The 17,342-nt window shown below is 52.6% G+C and carries 17 protein-coding genes, 5 tRNA genes and 1 rRNA gene; 12 read left to right on the plus strand and 11 right to left on the minus strand.

Translation table 11 applies throughout. The features are described from left to right. Positions 1-6 precede the first annotated feature (6 nt). The 4 genes from B5F19_RS05435 to B5F19_RS05450 form a co-directional block, all read right to left on the minus strand. Positions 7-843, minus strand: coding sequence for a hypothetical protein (locus B5F19_RS05435; protein WP_087288751.1), 837 nt, complete (start codon positions 841-843; stop codon positions 7-9). A gap of 80 nt (positions 844-923) precedes the next feature. Then, the gene (locus tag B5F19_RS05440) at positions 924-3,236 is read right to left on the minus strand and encodes an ATP-dependent RecD-like DNA helicase (protein ID WP_087288753.1); all 2,313 of its coding nucleotides are present in this window, start codon (positions 3,234-3,236) and stop codon (positions 924-926) included. A 22-nt stretch (positions 3,237-3,258) separates the two neighbouring features. Beyond that, the gene (locus B5F19_RS05445) at positions 3,259-4,317 is read right to left on the minus strand and encodes a lambda-exonuclease family protein (RefSeq protein WP_087288755.1); all 1,059 of its coding nucleotides are present in this window, start codon (positions 4,315-4,317) and stop codon (positions 3,259-3,261) included. Between the two features lie 743 nt (positions 4,318-5,060). Further along, positions 5,061-6,299, minus strand: coding sequence for an IS110 family transposase (locus B5F19_RS05450; RefSeq protein ID WP_071429506.1), 1,239 nt, complete (start codon positions 6,297-6,299; stop codon positions 5,061-5,063). A gap of 523 nt (positions 6,300-6,822) precedes the next feature. Between B5F19_RS05450 and B5F19_RS17435 the strand changes: the two genes are divergently transcribed. From B5F19_RS17435 to B5F19_RS05495, 9 genes are all read left to right on the plus strand, one after another. After that, positions 6,823-7,089, plus strand: coding sequence for a helix-turn-helix domain-containing protein (locus tag B5F19_RS17435; protein ID WP_162612527.1), 267 nt, complete (start codon positions 6,823-6,825; stop codon positions 7,087-7,089). After that, the gene (locus B5F19_RS05460; RefSeq protein ID WP_162612528.1) at positions 7,055-8,536 is read left to right on the plus strand and encodes a site-specific integrase; all 1,482 of its coding nucleotides are present in this window, start codon (positions 7,055-7,057) and stop codon (positions 8,534-8,536) included. The genes B5F19_RS17435 and B5F19_RS05460 overlap by 35 nt, the downstream gene beginning before the upstream one ends. 664 nt (positions 8,537-9,200) lie before the next feature. Further along, entirely contained in the window at positions 9,201-9,413 is a 213-nt protein-coding gene (locus tag B5F19_RS05465; RefSeq protein WP_087288760.1) for a DNA-binding protein, read from the plus strand. A 245-nt stretch (positions 9,414-9,658) separates the two neighbouring features. Then, the gene (locus B5F19_RS17895; RefSeq protein WP_242972709.1) at positions 9,659-9,799 is read left to right on the plus strand and encodes a hypothetical protein; all 141 of its coding nucleotides are present in this window, start codon (positions 9,659-9,661) and stop codon (positions 9,797-9,799) included. Positions 9,800-9,803: 4 nt separating this feature from the next. Continuing rightward, positions 9,804-12,038 carry a phage/plasmid primase, P4 family gene (locus B5F19_RS05475; protein ID WP_140394168.1) on the plus strand — a complete coding sequence of 745 codons (2,235 nt, stop codon included), beginning with the start codon at positions 9,804-9,806 and terminating at the stop codon, positions 12,036-12,038. Positions 12,039-12,222: 184 nt separating this feature from the next. Continuing rightward, positions 12,223-12,801, plus strand: coding sequence for a hypothetical protein (locus tag B5F19_RS05480; protein ID WP_087288765.1), 579 nt, complete (start codon positions 12,223-12,225; stop codon positions 12,799-12,801). Between the two features lie 4 nt (positions 12,802-12,805). Next, the gene (locus B5F19_RS05485; RefSeq protein ID WP_140394169.1) at positions 12,806-13,024 is read left to right on the plus strand and encodes a helix-turn-helix domain-containing protein; all 219 of its coding nucleotides are present in this window, start codon (positions 12,806-12,808) and stop codon (positions 13,022-13,024) included. A gap of 16 nt (positions 13,025-13,040) precedes the next feature. After that, positions 13,041-13,949, plus strand: coding sequence for a hypothetical protein (locus tag B5F19_RS05490; protein ID WP_087288769.1), 909 nt, complete (start codon positions 13,041-13,043; stop codon positions 13,947-13,949). An 11-nt stretch (positions 13,950-13,960) separates the two neighbouring features. Further along, entirely contained in the window at positions 13,961-14,266 is a 306-nt protein-coding gene (locus tag B5F19_RS05495) for a hypothetical protein (RefSeq protein WP_087288782.1), read from the plus strand. A gap of 76 nt (positions 14,267-14,342) precedes the next feature. Here B5F19_RS05495 and B5F19_RS05500 read toward each other — a convergent pair whose 3' ends face one another. Further along, entirely contained in the window at positions 14,343-14,549 is a 207-nt protein-coding gene (locus B5F19_RS05500; RefSeq protein WP_087288771.1) for a helix-turn-helix transcriptional regulator, read from the minus strand. A gap of 276 nt (positions 14,550-14,825) precedes the next feature. Between B5F19_RS05500 and B5F19_RS18190 the strand changes: the two genes are divergently transcribed. The 3 genes from B5F19_RS18190 to B5F19_RS05510 are packed head-to-tail and all read left to right on the plus strand — an operon-like array spanning position 14,826 to position 16,407. Beyond that, a complete protein-coding gene (locus B5F19_RS18190; RefSeq protein WP_255378393.1) occupies positions 14,826-14,951 on the plus strand; it encodes a hypothetical protein in 126 nt (41 codons plus the stop codon). After that, positions 14,944-15,153, plus strand: coding sequence for a hypothetical protein (locus tag B5F19_RS05505; RefSeq protein ID WP_087288773.1), 210 nt, complete (start codon positions 14,944-14,946; stop codon positions 15,151-15,153). Before B5F19_RS18190 ends, B5F19_RS05505 begins: the two co-directional genes overlap by 8 nt. Positions 15,154-15,213: 60 nt before the next feature. Next, positions 15,214-16,407: a site-specific integrase gene (locus B5F19_RS05510; protein ID WP_087288775.1), complete on the plus strand. Its 1,194-nt coding sequence runs from the start codon at positions 15,214-15,216 to the stop codon at positions 16,405-16,407. A 187-nt stretch (positions 16,408-16,594) separates the two neighbouring features. Here B5F19_RS05510 and B5F19_RS05515 read toward each other — a convergent pair. The 6 genes from B5F19_RS05515 to rrf form a co-directional block, all read right to left on the minus strand. Then, positions 16,595-16,670 (minus strand) — tRNA-Thr (locus B5F19_RS05515). A 112-nt stretch (positions 16,671-16,782) separates the two neighbouring features. Next, a tRNA-Asp gene (locus B5F19_RS05520) sits at positions 16,783-16,859 on the minus strand. 44 nt (positions 16,860-16,903) lie between these two features. Continuing rightward, positions 16,904-16,979: transfer RNA gene (locus tag B5F19_RS05525), tRNA-Trp, on the minus strand. A gap of 4 nt (positions 16,980-16,983) precedes the next feature. Then, a tRNA-Ile gene (locus B5F19_RS05530) sits at positions 16,984-17,060 on the minus strand. A 71-nt stretch (positions 17,061-17,131) separates the two neighbouring features. After that, positions 17,132-17,207, minus strand: a tRNA-Asn gene (locus tag B5F19_RS05535). Between the two features lie 33 nt (positions 17,208-17,240). Continuing rightward, positions 17,241-17,342: ribosomal RNA gene (rrf, locus tag B5F19_RS05540) — 5S ribosomal RNA — on the minus strand; the annotation flags it as partial.

Below are 17,342 nucleotides of genomic sequence, written 5' to 3' on the forward strand. Positions count from 1 at the left end.
CGTGTCTTAGACGGGATGAGCTTCATGGACAGTCTCCGCAGGCATGCTTTGCTCGGCCAGGGAAATGTCGCTCGCTTCCTCACCCTGCGTCGTTAAGCTATCGCTGTTGTCAGGAATAACCCCGACATGAGCCGTTTCGGGAGCCGCAGGTTGGGCGGAGTCTTCATTTGTGCCGGGCTGCATACTCGGTTTTTCCAAATCGGACCCATGAGCAGCAGAGTTCTCGTTCTCTGCCGGCACGACTTTCTGCGTCGCAGAGGTGCATTCAGACAGAACTTGATTGGGAACCGGTTCCATTTCAGGCGTGGAGGCCTCGTCTTTCTGCTCCTCCTGGTGGCGCTCGATTACAGGTTCAGAACTCTGCACAGCGTACCCCTGCATCTCATCCATGGTTTTGGATACCGGCTTCGTGTAGGCCTCTTCCCCCCAAGTCTTGCAGACATCGCAAAGTTGGAGCCCAAAGCCCGCATCCGTCAGGGCATTGTCCACAGCCTCGTACTGGGCTGCCTGAATATAGAGCCCGCCGGGAGTATCATGCGCAGTGCGGCTGGCGACAAAATTCGAAACCGGTGCAGGGTCGGCTTTATCCCGATAGATCTCTGCTTCAACAACAGCGATTTTCTCGGTCAAGTGCCGCGCGACCAGGCGAATTCTGCCATTGGGACAGGCAAGCCGGAACCAGAGTTTCTTGTACTTCAGCATCAGTTGGGGGACCTGATCCGACGCACCCTCCTGCCCTTTGACGGACTTCTGGAGCAGCTTGACAGGGTCAAATCCCGGCACACGGTTTAGATCCGCGACCTGCTTGTTCTCTTTGATCAAAAGGTTCTTTTCTTCTGGCATGGAAATATCTCCTTTCAATATAAAAAGTCGAGACACCGGCAAATTTTTGCACGGCACCCCGTTTTTTACCTTTTCCCAGATCAAGCGACAACAGCATCGCTCTTTCTGGACAAAGCCTTATAGTAAAGTTGCACTCGCTGCGCCAGCAATGTATTCCGCTGGTCGATCTTATTCCGTAGTATGGCGGCGATCAGCATATCTTTCTGACCCACCAAAAATACTTTCTTCTTTGCACGTGTGATGGCCGTGTATACCAGATTTCGATTAAGCAGGATAGAATGCGGACGGATGATCGGGATGATGACATTTTCGCATTCAGAACCCATTGCCTTATGGATGGTGATCGCATATGCGAATGTGAGGTCACCAAGCTTGTCCAATGGATATGTGGCCAGGCGGCCGTCATACTCCACCACGACAGACTGATTACTGATGTCACGGATCGTTCCTATGTCACCGTTAAAGACGCCAGAACCCACTAATACGCCGTTTTTGTCCCGCAGATCAATGTGATAATCGTTTTTTGTCTGCATGACCCGGTCATCAATGCGAAACGTCTGATTCCCAAATCGAAGTTCTCCCTTGGCCTCATCGAAAGGATTCAGCTTTTCACGGATCACTTTGTTGATTTGCTCAGCAGAAGCCTCGCCTTCAGAGCGAAACGGTGAAAGGATCAAAACGCTCTCCACGCCTTGCTCCTCCACCATGCGGCAGTACATATCACAGATGATATCAGCACTTTCTTTTTGTCCTTTGCTCTTCACAAACATGAAATCATCTCCATAGAGGAGATTGGTCCGGCCTTCATGGATAAACCTAGCATTGTGTGCAATGCGGCTGTCCTCTGCCTGCCGGAATATCTGGTCTAAAACCGTCACCGGTATGACGCCGCTGGAAATCAGTTCGCGGAAAACATTTCCCGCTCCGACACTGGGCAGCTGATCGGCGTCACCGACCAGAACGACCTTTGCGCCATCGGCTATACGGCGAAAGAATTGCCATGCCAGCCACTGGTCCACCATGGAGGTCTCATCCACAATGATAAGATCCGCCGTCAGTGGGCCTGATTGCTTGTTTTCCGGCATGACATCCTCCGTTCCTAACTTCAGAGCGCTGTGCAGTGTCTTAGCTTCCAGAAATCCGGTACTCTCTGCCATGCGTCTGCTTGCTCTTCCGGTTGGTGCGGCAAGCAAGATATCTGCACCTGGATAAACCGTCTGATACACAGCCAAGATCGCCTTCAGCACCGTCGTTTTTCCTGTTCCGGGACCTCCGGTGATAATAGAAATATTATGCTGAAACGCAGTCTCAACAGCGAGCTCCTGCTTTTCAGACAGGGTGATCCCCAGTTCTTGTTTGACTTTTTTCAGCGCGCTGCTGATATTTTTCTGCTTTGGGCGTTCGATCAGAATTTCTGATAAACGCCGGGCCGTCTCGTCCTCCAGTTCAAAAGCTTTTTTGAGATAGATACAGTCCCGGCATTTTATCACATCGCCGTGAAGGACCATCTCGTCAAACAGAGACTCCACTCTTGATCTCGGGATCTTCATTTCTATGAGCGGAACATTCTTGTTGAGAAGCGTGTGCGCCTCAGTCAGAAGCTGTTCCTTTTCCACATAGAGGTGCCCCCGCTTACCCTTGTTGTCCTCCAGCGTAAAGCAGATTGCTGCCTGTATCCGTTTCGGATCGTTCAGCTTCCCTCCGCTCTTCTGGACAATGCTGTCGACACGAAGGAACCCAAAGCCTGGCACCTGGCATAGTTCATAGGGGCTTTCCTGCAGAATCTTCACGCATTGAACCCCAAAAAACTGGAAGATAGACAGGGCCGCTTTCGGTGTGACTTTAAACGGCGCGAGCAGGGTCATCAGATCTCTTAGGGCTCTGCTCTCGGTGTAGGACTGTTTGATATCCTCCAGACGGCTTTCTGTGATACCCTTGATCTCCAGCAGGCGCTCCGGCTGATACTCTAGGATGTCCAGAGTCTCCAAGCCAAACCGGTCTACAATGGCTTCAGCAGTTTTGGGGCCTATGCCTTTGAGCAATCCGGAGGCCAGGTAGCCCTGGATGCCCTCCTTCGTCCGGGGAATAAGTTCCCGCCACTGCGTCACTCTGAGTTGCGCACCATATTTGCTGTTCTTCCACTCGCCCTCCCACTGAATATCAATGTTTTCAGCCCTGGGAAGGTCATAACCGGTCACCGTAAAGCGGATCAAATGATCTCGGTAGGTGTACTGGGACCTGCACTGCTCCGGAATCGAAGTATCTTCCGTGCGAATGCTCAGCACGCAGTATTTATTCACCGGATTGAAGTAGATCGTACGGTCATAGCGTCCGGTATGGTGGACAAAACCACCTTGCTGGTCGGGCACTATAGTCTGTTCTTCTCGTTCCATCGGTACTCCTTTCTTACCATTGTTATGTGACCTGCTCTTTTGGGACGCCACTCACGCGAAATGTCCGGTACTCGGAAGTGGTCACGAACTGCCGGTACGCCTCAGGATACAATGTCTGCATCCGTAGCATGTCTTTTTTCATGATCGAGGCTTTTTGTATCGGATTATAGGTGACTTTATAGCAGCTGCCATTCACTTCGCAGTAGGCCGTGCAGTTGTCTCCCATTTCAGCTATGATCAATGCCCGAAGCCGCTTCATTTCTTTATTGAGCGATTCGGCTTCCTGATCCCTGTCTGCTTTGCAAGCTTGAAGTTCTAGGTACTTCTCAAGACATCTTTTGCTTTTCTCTGAGAGCTGAACGGCATCTTTCTCTGGATCTGCCAGACCGACATGCCGTTTCAGGCTTTCCTCGATCAGTTCTGCGTCCTCTGTATAGGGCGGGGGAATTCGAGCCAAAACGTGATCCGTCCAGAAGCATTGCTCCAGGAAAATCAGTTCTGATTCGTAGAAGCAGTCCCGCTCAATGTGCCGGATGATCACCTCGTCCTCATTGTTTCCATACAGGCAGCAGAAATAGACTTCATCTACATTCATCACGGCCATGTAATGCCGGCCTTGTGCCTCATAGTATTCCGGTACGATCTCCTGTCCATTGCTCCACCAGTGGCTCTTTGCGTTATAGTTGGTGGTCTTTATTTCCAGGATAGCCGTCTGTCCATTCGGCAGTGTGATGAAGAAGTCGACGTCTGCCAGCATAAAGGGATAAAGAGGGTGCTGAAACATGCGCTCCAATTTGAAGATCGGGAGGCCCGTCTTTCTGGTGAAGATCTCCGCCACCAGATCTTCTAGGAGGTGTCCCATTTTCAGCGCGACCCAATTACCCTCATATTCAGCTGTTGTGACGAGACCCAACTTGTCGTAGTAGATATCCCGTGCCGTTCGGAACGGAGAGATCCCCATGATAGAGGCAGCGTCACTTCCGCCGATACCCTGTCTCCGATATGCCAGCCATTCCTCTCGTGAGAGATCCGTGGTGTCAACGAAGACTCTGGGCGCGTAATTCGGACTTTGTGCTGTCAATTAGCACGCCTTCTTTCGCTTGATGGCACGTGCGTTGAACGCACGCTTGATCTGCTCACCATTCCACCGCGGAGTTTCTCTGATCCACTTGCGGTCCGGCCTTTTGGCCCGAATGTGATGATGAGATCTTCTTCGCTTGTTTTTCATTGGTATTCCACCTTTCATAATATCCTCAAAGCCTCTCGGCATCTGGGCAATAAAAAAGCGAGAATAACCTATCCACTTTCAAGCGGCTGTCACCATACGTAAATTCGAATGGTCAAGGTCATTCTCGCATAGATGGGAACAAGTCCCATAAAACAAAAAAAGCCGATTATATCACGGCCCAATGGGCGCAGTAATACAATCGGCAATTACAAACTTAACAACGTGTGCAATGCAGGAAGAATATCCCGCCGGACAGAATTTTGCTCTGTCATCCTTACGGACGCGCACAATAATCAATTACACAGGCAATATATCACAATATTTTGCGATAGTCAATCCCTCTCACGCAAGATATAGTTATTTTCTGCATATAATTCTGTTTTTCACCGATTTTCGCGCTTTATGCAGAAAAAGGAAGTCTGTGCGTCTCTTTATATATTGAATGGCATCAGCCTTGTGGTGCACCTTGCTACGAAAATAAGTAGCGAGGGCGTGAACCTTGACAAACAGGCTTTCAACGCCTCATGAAAAACCATCGCAGCACAAAAAGCGGCAGGCCAAAACCTGTCGCCGGCCGAAGTATGGTACAGTGGGAATCAGCCTGGTGCCACCACAAAGTACCCCAGCTTTTGCAGTTCGTTCACCATACGGCTGGCCCGTTTGCGCTCACTTTGTTTTCTGCGGATCTCAAAACAGTCTTCGTTGTATGGAGAACCTGTCTTCAACATCGTGTAAATCAGCGCCAGCAGTTTGCGAGCCAAAGCAATCGTTGCACGTTTAGCGCCCTTCCGCTGTTTTATCCTCCAGTACCAACCGGAGAGGTACAAGCTTCGTTTTCCGGAGATGACCCATCCCACCTCGCAGAGCATACTCTTCAGATACGGATTACCTTTGTTAATGTGAGCACTCTTGCGTTTTCCGGCACTCTCGTTGTTACCGGGACTCAAACCAGCCCAGGAGCATATATGCTGGGAATCCGGAAAGGCACTCATATCGGTACCAATCTCCGCGATAATGGCTGCTGCCGCAGTTACATCAATGCCCGGTATGGAGCACAGGAGGCTCAATGCCTCTTCGTGCTTTGTGATCTCTTTCGTAATAGCGTCCTCCACAGTATGGCGGTGCTGTTCAAGCGCTTCCAAGTGCCCAAATATCATGCGAAGAAAGCCGCGCTGGTGCTCCGAGAGCGAACCGTTCAAGGCAATCAGTATTTCGTCGATACGTTTCCGGGTCTGCGTTTTCAGGCACCGGTCCAGAGCTTCCCGCGAAATATTTCCGTATTCCATGAGATGACGGATGATGTTTCGCCCGGAAGCGCCAAATGCGTCCGACAGAAACGCTGTGAAGCGGAAACCGGAGCTTTGCAGAAATTTATCGATGCGATTCTTTTGGGCGGTAATGTCGCGAACGATGCTCTTACGATACCGGGTCAGATGCCGCAGTTCCCGGAAGGTCTTATCTGGGATAAAACTTCCCTTTAGTAATCCGGCACGGAGTAATGTGGCGATCCATTGCGCGTCCCGCATATCCGTTTTACGCCCAGGCACATTCTTCATGTGGCGGGCATTCACGACCAGAATGCTGATCTGCCCATCAAAACATGGCTCCAGCATTTCGTAAATAGGCTGCCAGTAGATCCCGGTGCTCTCCATAGCGACATAGCGGCACTCTGCTTCCAACACCCAATCCCGCAGTTTCCGCATTTCCGGGATAAGTGTGCTGAAGGAGCGAATCTCGATTTCCGGATCGGTGCCCAGCTCACCTTTGGCAAGACAGGCAACGATAACGTCACGATGAATGTCCAGTCCCATGGCGCAGGTCAATATGTCTTGCATCAAATCCCTCCCTGAATTATGCAGGCTGGGAATTGCCCGGGTGGGTATCCGAACTTTGCTACTCGTGCTCTTCACTTACGTGACGCAACATACTGCTGTTCTCTTGGGCAATTCGTCCACGTTGAACAAACGGGGTGAAAATCCACCAAGGTGCAACCGGACTACGACTGCTGTCTTCAGTTTAGCAAATCCTTCGGTTAACGCACAGACTATATTTTCATTCTCAGCTGTGATGGCATTTCATGAGGCGTTGAAATTTAAATACCCTGCTCCGGAGGTCATACAGGAATTGGAGATAGTGCGCATGAGGCGCGCCTCCGATGGAAGTGTCGCATAGCGGCAACCTGAAAATACGTGGCCGAAACGCTGGGCATAGGAAGTGATCCGGAAGCAGATCCAAATTTTTTATTTTGGCTTGGCAACATTGAGCATTCAGGATATAATGTACCTGCCTGCTAAACTCTTGGAAGGGAGGTTATTTTATTCTGGATGGTTGCCAAGCTGCATGAAGGAGTATCTATTTATGAGCTACAACGATTGCAGCGTATCCGCTCAACGAACCTACACTGTTGAGCAGATAGCGGAGATCCTTGGTGTCAGTATTCGCAAAGCATATTACATTTGCGAAACTACGAACGATTTTAAGGTCATTCGGCTCGGGCGGCGTTGCCTGCGCATCCACAAAGAATCTTTTGATCAATGGCTGGATGGGGCGAACCGCGGTCCTGAGCAAGCACCAGAAAGGAACTCAAATAATGGCAACTTACAAAGTAAGGGGGACCTCACATAATGTAATTTACCAATACCGAACTTCTTCGGGCCAGGTAAAACAGCAGTGGGAGTCCTATGAGAGCGAATTGGAGGCGATCCAGCGGAAAGCCTTCATTGACTATCTGCAATCAAAGAAACAGACCGATGAAATCCGAAAACAGGCATTGGAGTATAAAAGGTCCCGTGCAATTGAAAAGACGGCCAGCAGAATTTCTCATGAGAGCGCTGATTGCCTGGAGGCTCCCACAGCCATGAATTCTGAGGAAAACATGCTGCGGACCTACAAAGAGTTTATGGACAAGTTTCTGCCGGCCTATGCCCGCAAGAAAAACTTTTCCCCAAAGACATACGACAGTTATATCAGCAACCTTAACACGCATATACTGCCGTACTTTGGAGACTGGGTGATGAGTACGATCACAGCGCAGGCAATAGACGATTTCATCGACCATCTGCGTAAAACGCCTTGCCGCGGCTTCAAGAGCTATGGAAAGAAGGCCAGTGAAATCCCTACCCTAAGTTCTCCGACCATCAAAAAATGCTATAACATTCTCATGCTCGGGTTTCCAACAGCAAAACGCTGGGGGTATGTGAAGGAGATTCCTGACACGACTGCACCATCGGAAAAATTTAAAAAGCGCAAAGCGTGGTCGCCGGTCGCCATCATGGAAGCCTTGGTCAAAATCAAGGATGACCCACTGCTCCACCTGGCCGTACACATAGCGTTTGTCTGCTCTCTACGCGCGGCAGAGGTCGTAGGCTTGGATGCAAATTCTGTTAATCCTGAAGATAACAGCATCTGGATCACGCAGATTGTTGAGCGTGTATCAGATAACTCACTACGGGAGCTGCCCAAGGAGCGCATCGTACAGATTTTTCCCAAGCAGAATCCGCTTTCTAAGACCAGCATGATTCTGAAGACACCCAAAACAGATGACAGCTTTCGAAAGCAGTATCTGACTGGGCCATTGCTGAAGGAGATCATGGAGCGTTTGAAAGTGATAGAGCAGAATAAGTCTGCCCTTGGTTCAGAGTATCACGACTACGGCCTATTGATCTGCCAGAACGATGGTCGCCCCATTGATCCCTGTAATCTCTGCAAGTCATTTCGGCGCTGGCAGACGGAGCACCACATAACGGACCAAATTGACTTCCAAGGTCTTCGAAAGTCCGGTCAGATGCATAAGGTACGGCTCACACAAAACAACTATCAGCTCGTTGCTGAAAGCAGTGGGCAGTCGCCGGAAGTTCTTATGAGCAATTACAATGAGGCGCTGGACTCCGAAAAGAGAAATCTATCCAGTCTTGTTGAAGCCGATCTATACCCAAAGCCATTTGCAGAAAGTGAAAAAAATATCGAAGAAAAATTTGATGCAGATCTTCTTTTAGAAAAAATTCGGTCTGATCCAGACTTTTCTCGTCAGCTTATGCAGTTACTGCTTCGCAATGCAGAAAAAGCCAGCTGAGGCAATCATTTTTTTGTTTAGCAAGGAGTTTAGCAAGACGCTCAAAATGACGACCTTGCTAAAGAAAAACAAAAAAAACCCTCAAGCCGTTGAGGCTCAAGGGTTTTCGATGGAGCTGCTACCCAGATTCGAACTGGGGACCTCATCCTTACCAATTATAGCCCGCCCTATTGTAGCTTGCTGTCTTTTATTGCACTTTGTTTTCTCAATCCCTTGCGGCACAGGGGCTACACGGTTTTCCCTTGTTGTAGTTTGTTGTGCCTTGCGGTTGCTTTACCTCAATCCTTTTAACGTGTAGCTCAATCCTTTGCTCAATCCTTTTCGGAGCCGCCACCCCTGGGGGATATTGCCAACCGGGGCCGCCCCCCCACCTTACCCCCGCGAATAGCCGGAAACCGGGAAAGGCTTTCTGAAAAATCCGGCGGAGGTGTAAAAGGATTTTTGGCGAAGATACAGAATATTGTAGTCAGAAAAATTTATCTACACAAGGGGTTGACATAGGACAAAAGCCGTGGTAATATAACAGTGTAGAGGCGCGCAATCTACACCGTAATTTTATATTTGCACCTCCGTCACTGGACAGAGGTAGACAGCCACAGGGCTATAAACCGAGAAATCGGTTTGTAGTCCTGTTATTTTTTTGCCCGAAAGGAGAAATTTTTTCGTGAATAAAAGAATTTATCAGGATGCCATTTACCAGGGCTTTCCCGAAACACAGCGGATCACCGGCCTTTCCCGTGGTGCGCTCCAGCGTGGGCTTGATGCCGGGATTTTCCCCCACATTAAAAGCGGAACCCGGACGCTGTTCAATGTGCCCGCCTTATTGGAGGTGCTGGAGCAGATGTCCACCGGCGACAAGGAGGGAACGGCACAGTGACTAAAAACGAGAACACCCGCCCCGCTGGTGGCACAGCGGAACGGGCAGCGGAAACGGCGGCTTTTAGCGGGGCAGCTATTTCCTGCAATCATTCTAACACGGCGGCGGCTGGCCGTCAACGAAAAGTATCTGATTTTCTAAGTCACGGGCGAGAGAACGCCGTCCCGCTCCGGCACCTAAAGAAGGTGATGGAGGCTGACGGGCGCACTGTTCGATTGATGATCCAGCAGGAGCGATTATCCGGGATGCCGATTTGTGCCGACAACCTGACCGGCTATTATCTCCCGGCCACCCAGGAAGAAAGAACTGCTTGCGTCTGCTCCATGCGCCACCGGGCCGGGGAGATTATGCGGACAGCCAGGGCCATTGAACGAGCAAAGGGGTGATACCGTGCCAGAGGCAAAAAGCCTATTGCAGCGTTATGCTGATTACTATACGAAGAATATGGGCTTGCGGATATTCCCTTGCAGTGGCAAGACACCGGCCACCCCTCACGGATGCAAGGACGCCACCACAGACCCCGCACAGATTGCGGAGTGGTGGGGCGGCAGTACATACAATGTCGCTATCGGCACCGGAAACGGCATTGTGGTGCTGGACGTAGATGCAGACCACGAGCGGGGGAAGTTTGGAGACGAAACCCTGGAGGGCCTGGAACAGCAGTATGGAAAACTTCCCGACACATGGACTTGCTTAACCGGCGGCGGTGGTGTTCACTACTATTTTGCTTGTGCCGACCCGGCTTTGACTGTAGGGGCTGGATTTGCCCCCGGCCTGGACTATCGGGGGGCGGGCGGCTATGTGATCGCCCCACCGTCCATCCATCCAGAAACCGGGCGGGCCTATGAATGGGAGGCCAGCAGCACACCGACAAGCGTACCGCTGGCACCTCTCCCTGACTGGCTCCACCGGCTCATGCTCCAGGGCAAGACCAAGCAAGCAAAGGGCAAGGAAGCCCCAGGCAAGGTCACAGAGGGGCGGCGAAATGAGGAAATGTTTCGTCTTGCCGCCTCTCTCCGGGCAAAGGGGCTGACCGTGGCAGAGATCACCGCCGCCTTGACAGAGGCCAACAAGACCCGCTGTGACCCGCCGTTGAGCAAACGGGAGATCGAGACCATTTGCCAGAGCACCGGGCGCTATGAGCGGGGGCCGGTTGCCGCCGCCACAGACAGCGTAAAGCCCCCGGATTACTCCGACGCCGGAAACGCCGACGTGTTCTCCCATGTGTATCGGGATGACCTGATATATACCGATGCCCTGGGCTGGTTATGGTGGAACGGGAAACGCTGGGAGCGGGACGACCACAAGGCCACCGCCTGGGCGCTGGAACTGTCTGAAAAGATGTTGCAGGAGGCAAAGGAGGAAAACCGGGCGGCGCTGCTGCAAGTGGCGGAGGCCACGGCCAAGCACGAGGAAACGGGGGCGGCGGAGGATGCCGACGCGCTGGAAAAGGTGAAAGCCGATGCAGCAAGGGCGAAAGCCTATCTCACTCACGCCAAAAACAGCCGGAACGCCGTCCGTATCAAGAATATGCTGGAACTGTCCAAGCCTGGGCTTGTTATCAAGGCGGACAAGTTGGACGCAAATCCGTTTGACCTGAACACCCCCGCCGGGATCGTGGACTTGACCAGCGGGCGGCTCCGTCCCCACGAGCGGGCGGCCTATTGCAGTCAGATCACGCAGACCGGGCCGGACAATCGAGGAATGGAGATGTGGAGTGACTTCCTTGACACCATCACTTGCGGGGACGGGAGTATAAGGGGCTTTCTCCAGCTTGTGGCCGGTATGTCACTCATTGGGGCGGTTTACCAGGAGGGCATTATTATTGCCTACGGCGGCGGCAGGAACGGCAAGAGTACCTATTTTAACGCCCTGGGCACTGTCCTGGGGGACTACACCGGCAGTATCGACATTAAGGTGATAACCACAGACCGGGCCAACAAAGGCGCGTCCCTTGCCACCTTGCGGGGGCGGCGGCTGGTCATCACCGGGGAGCTGGAGGAACACCAACGGCTTTCCGTGGCGACATTGAAACAGCTTGCCAGCACCGACCGCCTTGTGATCGAGGAAAAATTCAAACAGCCGGAGACAGTAAAGCAGACCCATACCCTTGTCCTGTTTACCAACCACCTCCCCCGTGTCGGCTCCACCGATAACGGCACCTGGCGGCGGCTGATCGTCGTACCGTTTAACGGCGTCATACCGGCAGGGACTGGCATACAGAACTATGCCGATGTGCTGGCAAAGGAGGCGGGCGGCGCTATCCTCACCTGGGCCATTGAGGGCGCGGTGAATTTTGTCCGCAACGGTTTCCGGCTCCAGATCCCCGAAGTGGTGGAGGAGGCGACCGAGGCATACAGGGCAAGAGAAAATTGGCTCGACAGTTTCATCAATGAACGATGTATCAGGGAACCAAACGCCCGTGTGGGTGCTGCTGACCTCTACCGGGAATATCGGGAGTGGGCGGAGAGCACCGGGGATTATGTGCGGCGGCTCAATGACTTCACCGCCACAATGGAGGCGGCAGGCTACCACAAAATCACTCCAAAAGGGAAAAAAGTGTGGGAGGGGTTGCGCCTTGACTTAGAGGCAAAGTTCGGAAACCCTTATGCCGCAACGGTTTGACGGTTTGGGTTGCGGTGGGTTGCAGTTGAATACAAGCCTCCCTATAAGAAAAGGGTCAATTTGAATTTTTGAAAAGTATGTTTTTGACCGCAACCAGCCGCAACCCGACCTGGAGAATACCCCAGTTTGCACTTGTTTTTCCACGAATAAAAGCATTTCAAATTTCTGATAGGAGTGTGATATTATGCCGAAAGATGGCAAGGGCCTCTTGCCTGTGGACGCTATGGCGGCGGAGCTGGCCGCGCAGAAATCCGGGCGGGGCCGTTCCAAAATTTACAAAGAAATCAGCGACGAACACCGGGCCGAGCTGGTGAGCGCGGATATACGCCGCAAAGCTGATGCGCTGGCCGAGCAGAAAGGGCGGGTTGAACTGTCTGACATTAACCAGGTGAAAGCAAGAGCGCAGGAATATCTTTCCGCTTGTGCTGAAAGTGGTACATTTCCCAGCATTTTAGGGTTGTCCGCGCTGGGTTTTGGATGCTCCAGGCAGTGGGTAAATGACTATTTGAGGGCGAACCCGAACAGTGAGAGCGCACAATACATTGAAAAATTGAAAGATGCCTTTGCCGATATTCTGGTAAATGCCAGCCTGGGCCGCTCCGCTGATTCCACAATGGGTATTTTCGTACTGAAAAACTGTGCCGGTTTTCGGGATCGCTATGAACTTGAACCTGTCACCACCGCCCAGCCGTTGGGGGATAGCGTGGACAGAGCCGCCCTGGAGCAACGGATCAGGGGCAGCGTCATTGTGGATGATGAATAGGCTTATGACAACAAAGGATTTAGAACAGGCCACGGGCATTGTCCGGCAGACGATTTACAACCACATTAACCGGGGCTGGCTTGATGCCCGTATGATCGGGAGCCGGTATGACATTGCCCCCGGCGAGGCCATACAATGGGCGCATTGGTGCTGGATGCGTGGCGGGATTGATATGTACCCGCCGGAGGCCGCAGAAGGTTTTATCAAACATTTTTGTATCTAAAAGGAGAGAAATCGCAATGAACAAAGAAGTCAAGAAAGTATTTAGTGACCTCCACGGGGAGCTGACCCGCTACCAGGCCGCTGTTGCGTCCGCCCTGTCCGTCTACCGCCGGGATATGGAGGCAGCTAAGAAGGAATCGTCGCAGTATAAAGACGAAGCCGGGGAGCTGTCCCGGCGGAAGGACAAGCTGATTGCAACGGCCCGCTCGAAGATCAGCGAGGCAGACAAAACCCTGCATGACGCTGTGACGGCGCTGTATCTCCCCAAACTGCGGGAAGCCCTGTCTGACTATGTGTGCAAGCGGGCAGACCGTGGCTATATGGACAGTCTGCGGGATGTGTGGGACTTTGAGCTGACCCTGAACCGGGGGGAGCTGGACGGGTACATTCTGGGGGCGGCTGGCAATTATACCGCCCTCCGGGCGCTCCAGGCCGTAGCCAAGCGGAGCGGCTACCGGCTGACCGTCCCCAGCGTGGACACCTACCAGAAAGACATTGACACCATCGGGCGGGCCGTCCGTACCCCCGTTATGTATTCGCCCCATGATTATCTCCACGAGGCCCTGGATGTTCTGCCCGACCGCCCCGTGTTCCGGGCCGATGGAAGTTACTACACCACAGGCCGCCCGGATTCCGTCTATCTGATTATGAGGAAGCAGGAATTTGAAAGCGCTATGAACGCCGTGACCGAGGCCGGGACGCGCTGGAGCATGGACTTTGTGCCGGAGATCACAGCGTTTGAGCCGGTCAAGACCGATGACGGCGGGGAGATCACCCCGGAGCAGCAGAGGGCGGAGGCGGTCAAGGATGCCGCCCAACGTGTGAGTGTGGACGATACCACGGCGGAGCAGTTGACCCAGCATGTCACCCAGGAGCAAGCCGAAGCAGACCGCCGCGCCGCTGAGGGCCGGAAGTTCTACTTTTGATGGAGGCATACATGGAGCTGACAGCATACGAAAGGGAAACCATCATCAACTACAACGAGGCGGAGCAGACGGCCAGCGTCTACACCCACAACCGCGCCCTGCGCCGTACACTGGACAAGCTGGCCCAGGAACGCCCTGAGGATTGCAGGATTGACAGAGTAAGCCACGAAGGAGCCGCCGCCGACTACATTGTACCTAAATCGTGGGTAAAAATCAGGCCGCCCCGTATTGCAAGCGAGGCGCAGAAAGCGGCCAGCAGAGCGGCGGCAGCAAAGGCCAAACTTGCCCGCACAAACACCCGGCACGGGGACGATTAAGACCACGGGGGAGCTGGGGAGGGCGGCTATACCGCCATGACATAAAAGGGGCCGGGGAACTCCACCCCGGCCTCTCTCAAAAAACTTTGTGTGTGTCCCGTGTGACGATTTGGACATCTGCCCCTAAATAGTCGCATATTTTTACGACTTCATCAAAAGTAAAACTGTCCCGATAAAGTTTATTGCTTACAGACTGCGGCGCAATATCAAGAACGGTTGCAATATCTTTTACACTTTTTCCTTGTTCAATCAAAAGCATCTTAATTCTTTTTGCCGCGCCCATAGCAATCTCTCCACTTCAAATTTGTAATTCAAGTATATTCGATAACAAGAGAAAATGCAATATCAATCTATTTTCTAATCAAAACGAGTATATTTTTATTGACTGATATAATCAAACAGAGTATAATATACTCATATACAGCAAACTACGAAAAGAAAGCCCCTTGCACCCAAGCCGACCAAAGCAGTGTGCAAGAGGCCCGTACCAACCACCACAAGGGGGCCGGTAGTCTGATTATAGCCGGTTCTCTCCATGAAAACAAGGAGGAAATGACATATGGACAAAGAACTGGAATCCCTGCGGGAAGAAGTGTTAAAGGCAATTATAGCACTTCCGCCGGACAAGCAGACGGAATTGTGGGATATATTGCATTACTTTAAGGGCGGTGAACAGAATGGATAAAAGCCACGCCCAGGCCCAAGAAACCCGCAAGCGCAACGCCCAAGCCCGGAGAGAGCGCCGCGAGCGGGAGCGGGTGGAGTTAGAGGAAACAATCAATACCTTGCGACAAATCCGGCAGAACCCCAAAGCGACACCCGGCGAAAAGCTGGAGGCCATAAGGCTGCTGACTGAGTTGGAGCGAAAAGGATACATCTGCATTTGACAGTGAGGGGCGGGCCGGGGAAACCTTGTCCGCCCCTCTGTTCAAGAAAGGTATGGTAAAATGGCAAGCACAAAACTGATGGAGACGAAGGACGGACGCCGGTTCTTTCAGATCAGCGTCTCCCGTGGATATGGGAAAGCCCCATATAAAACGCGCTGGTACTGGCCGGACGGCTGGAGCAAGCGGACGGCGGAGCGAGAGGCCGCAAAACAGGCCGTTGCTTTCGAGCTGGCCTGTAAAAATGGTGAAGTCCTAAACCGCGCCCAGGAGCGGGAGAAAGCCGCCCAGGAGGCCGCAGAGGCGGCAAAGCTCAAAACCGTGCGTCAGTATGCGGACGGCGTGTTTATGCCCACCAAAGAGGCCACCTTTTCGGAAAACGCCCGGTCAAGCTATCGGATGTTCCTGGACAAGCATATCTTCCCGGTGCTGGGGGACGTACTCTTAACGGTAGTCACCCCGGCCATGCTTCAAAAGCTGCTGGTGGACTTCCAGCGGGCCGGATACGCCCACGCCACGGCGGTGAAGCTGTACAACATCCTCAACGGCCTTTTTGAAATGGCCTTTCTGGATGACAGTATCCCCATGAATCCCATGTTGAAGGTAAAGCGGCCAGCGCCCCGGAAGGGCGAACAGCCCAAAGAGGAAAGCGACAAAGCCTATACTGTGAAAGAATTGGGCTATATCCTGTCCTGCGCCGCCCAGGAGCCGCTGCAATGGCAGACATACATCTCCCTGGCTGCTGATACCGGCCTCCGCCGTGGGGAGTGCTGCGGCCTCCAATGGTCAGATATTGACTTCAAAGCCGGTACGGTCACGGTACGGCGCAATCTCCAATACACAGTTGCGGCGGGAATCTACGCCACAAGCCCCAAAAACGGCAAAGTGCGCGTGGTAGATGTGGGGCCGGATGTGCTGGCCCTGCTGAAGCATCTGCGGGAGGAACAGGCGCAGTCTTGTATCTCCAAGTGGTGCTTCACGCAAGAGGGGACAGCGGAGCCGATGCACCCCCAAAGCCCTACCCGGTACTTTCAGAAATTCGGCAAGCGATACAACGTCAAAGACTTCCACCCCCACAAGCTGCGTCACAGCTCCGCCTCTATCGCAATCGTCCACGGGGCCGATGTGGTCAGCGTGTCGGAGCGGCTGGGCCATAGCGACACGGCGGTCACGCTGCGGATGTATGCCCACGCCAATGAAGAAAGCATCCGGCGGGCCGGTCAGATCGTCAGGGACGTACTGAAGCAAAGCGTATAAAACAGCGTGGATTTCATACCACGTTTCACGGGCCGGGGAGCAATCCCCGGTTCGTTTTTTACCCTACCTCAATCCTTTGCTCAATCCTTTTGAAAATCTGCTATTTTGTGTGTTTTTCAAATCTATCTCAAAAGTTATGAAAACAAAACAAAAAGCACTCAAAACCGAAGTTTCAAGTGCTTAATGTTGGAGCTGCTACCCAGATTCGAACTGGGGACCTCATCCTTACCAAGGATGCGCTCTACCGACTGAGCTATAGCAGCAAATATGTTCCCAAATGGGAACTATTTGGAACAGGCCAAGCCTGGAATTTTCCTGGCCCGGGGCAAAGCCCCGGTGGCTTATCCAAACAGCCAAGCGGCTGGAACATTTAAATGGCGACTCGGAAGGGACTTGAACCCTCGACCTCCGGCGTGACAGGCCGGCGTTCTAACCAACTGAACTACCGAGCCATTTAAAACAAGTAACTATGAAAACAGATTGCTCTGTAATACTCTGGCAGGGGCAGAAGGAATCGAACCCTCGGCACGCGGTTTTGGAGACCGCTGCTCTACCTGCTGAGCTATACCCCTACATTGGTGGGCCTTCACGGGCTCGAACCGTGGACCGGCCGGTTATGAGCCGGCTGCTCTAACCAACTGAGCTAAAGGCCCATAAGCCGTCACACGTTACGTTCGGAAAGAACGTGGCTTGCCGTCAAACAACTTGGCGGCAAGCCGCGTTTTGGCGCCACCTGTTGGACTCGAACCAACGACCCTGCGGTTAACAGCCGCATGCTCTACCGACTGAGCTAAGGAGGCATGTAAAGGTCCGATTTGAAATCAGACCTTTTGTGTTGGCACTACCTATCTTTCCGGCCCGTCTCCAGGCAAGTATTTTCGGCAGAAGCGAGCTTAACTTCCGTGTTCGGAATGGGAACGGGTGGACCCTCGCCC

It is taken from the genome of Pseudoflavonifractor sp. An184, from assembly GCF_002160305.1.
Classification (GTDB): Bacteria; Bacillota; Clostridia; order Oscillospirales; family Oscillospiraceae; genus Lawsonibacter; species Lawsonibacter pullicola.

Coding starts and splice junctions, on each gene's coding strand:
- B5F19_RS05435 (WP_087288751.1), bottom strand. CDS start 843: ATGCCAGAAGAAAAGAACCTTTTGATCAAAGAGAACAAGCAGGTCGCG.
- B5F19_RS05440 (WP_087288753.1), bottom strand. CDS start 3,236: ATGGAACGAGAAGAACAGACTATAGTGCCCGACCAGCAAGGTGGTTTT.
- B5F19_RS05450 (WP_071429506.1), bottom strand. CDS start 6,299: ATGCAAGACATATTGACCTGCGCCATGGGACTGGACATTCATCGTGAC.
- B5F19_RS17435 (WP_162612527.1), top strand. CDS start 6,823: ATGAGCTACAACGATTGCAGCGTATCCGCTCAACGAACCTACACTGTT.
- B5F19_RS05460 (WP_162612528.1), top strand. CDS start 7,055: ATGGCAACTTACAAAGTAAGGGGGACCTCACATAATGTAATTTACCAA.
- B5F19_RS17895 (WP_242972709.1), top strand. CDS start 9,659: ATGCCGATTTGTGCCGACAACCTGACCGGCTATTATCTCCCGGCCACC.
- B5F19_RS05480 (WP_087288765.1), top strand. CDS start 12,223: ATGCCGAAAGATGGCAAGGGCCTCTTGCCTGTGGACGCTATGGCGGCG.
- B5F19_RS05485 (WP_140394169.1), top strand. CDS start 12,806: ATGACAACAAAGGATTTAGAACAGGCCACGGGCATTGTCCGGCAGACG.
- B5F19_RS05490 (WP_087288769.1), top strand. CDS start 13,041: ATGAACAAAGAAGTCAAGAAAGTATTTAGTGACCTCCACGGGGAGCTG.
- B5F19_RS05495 (WP_087288782.1), top strand. CDS start 13,961: ATGGAGCTGACAGCATACGAAAGGGAAACCATCATCAACTACAACGAG.
- B5F19_RS05500 (WP_087288771.1), bottom strand. CDS start 14,549: ATGGGCGCGGCAAAAAGAATTAAGATGCTTTTGATTGAACAAGGAAAA.
- B5F19_RS18190 (WP_255378393.1), top strand. CDS start 14,826: ATGGACAAAGAACTGGAATCCCTGCGGGAAGAAGTGTTAAAGGCAATT.
- B5F19_RS05505 (WP_087288773.1), top strand. CDS start 14,944: ATGGATAAAAGCCACGCCCAGGCCCAAGAAACCCGCAAGCGCAACGCC.
- B5F19_RS05510 (WP_087288775.1), top strand. CDS start 15,214: ATGGCAAGCACAAAACTGATGGAGACGAAGGACGGACGCCGGTTCTTT.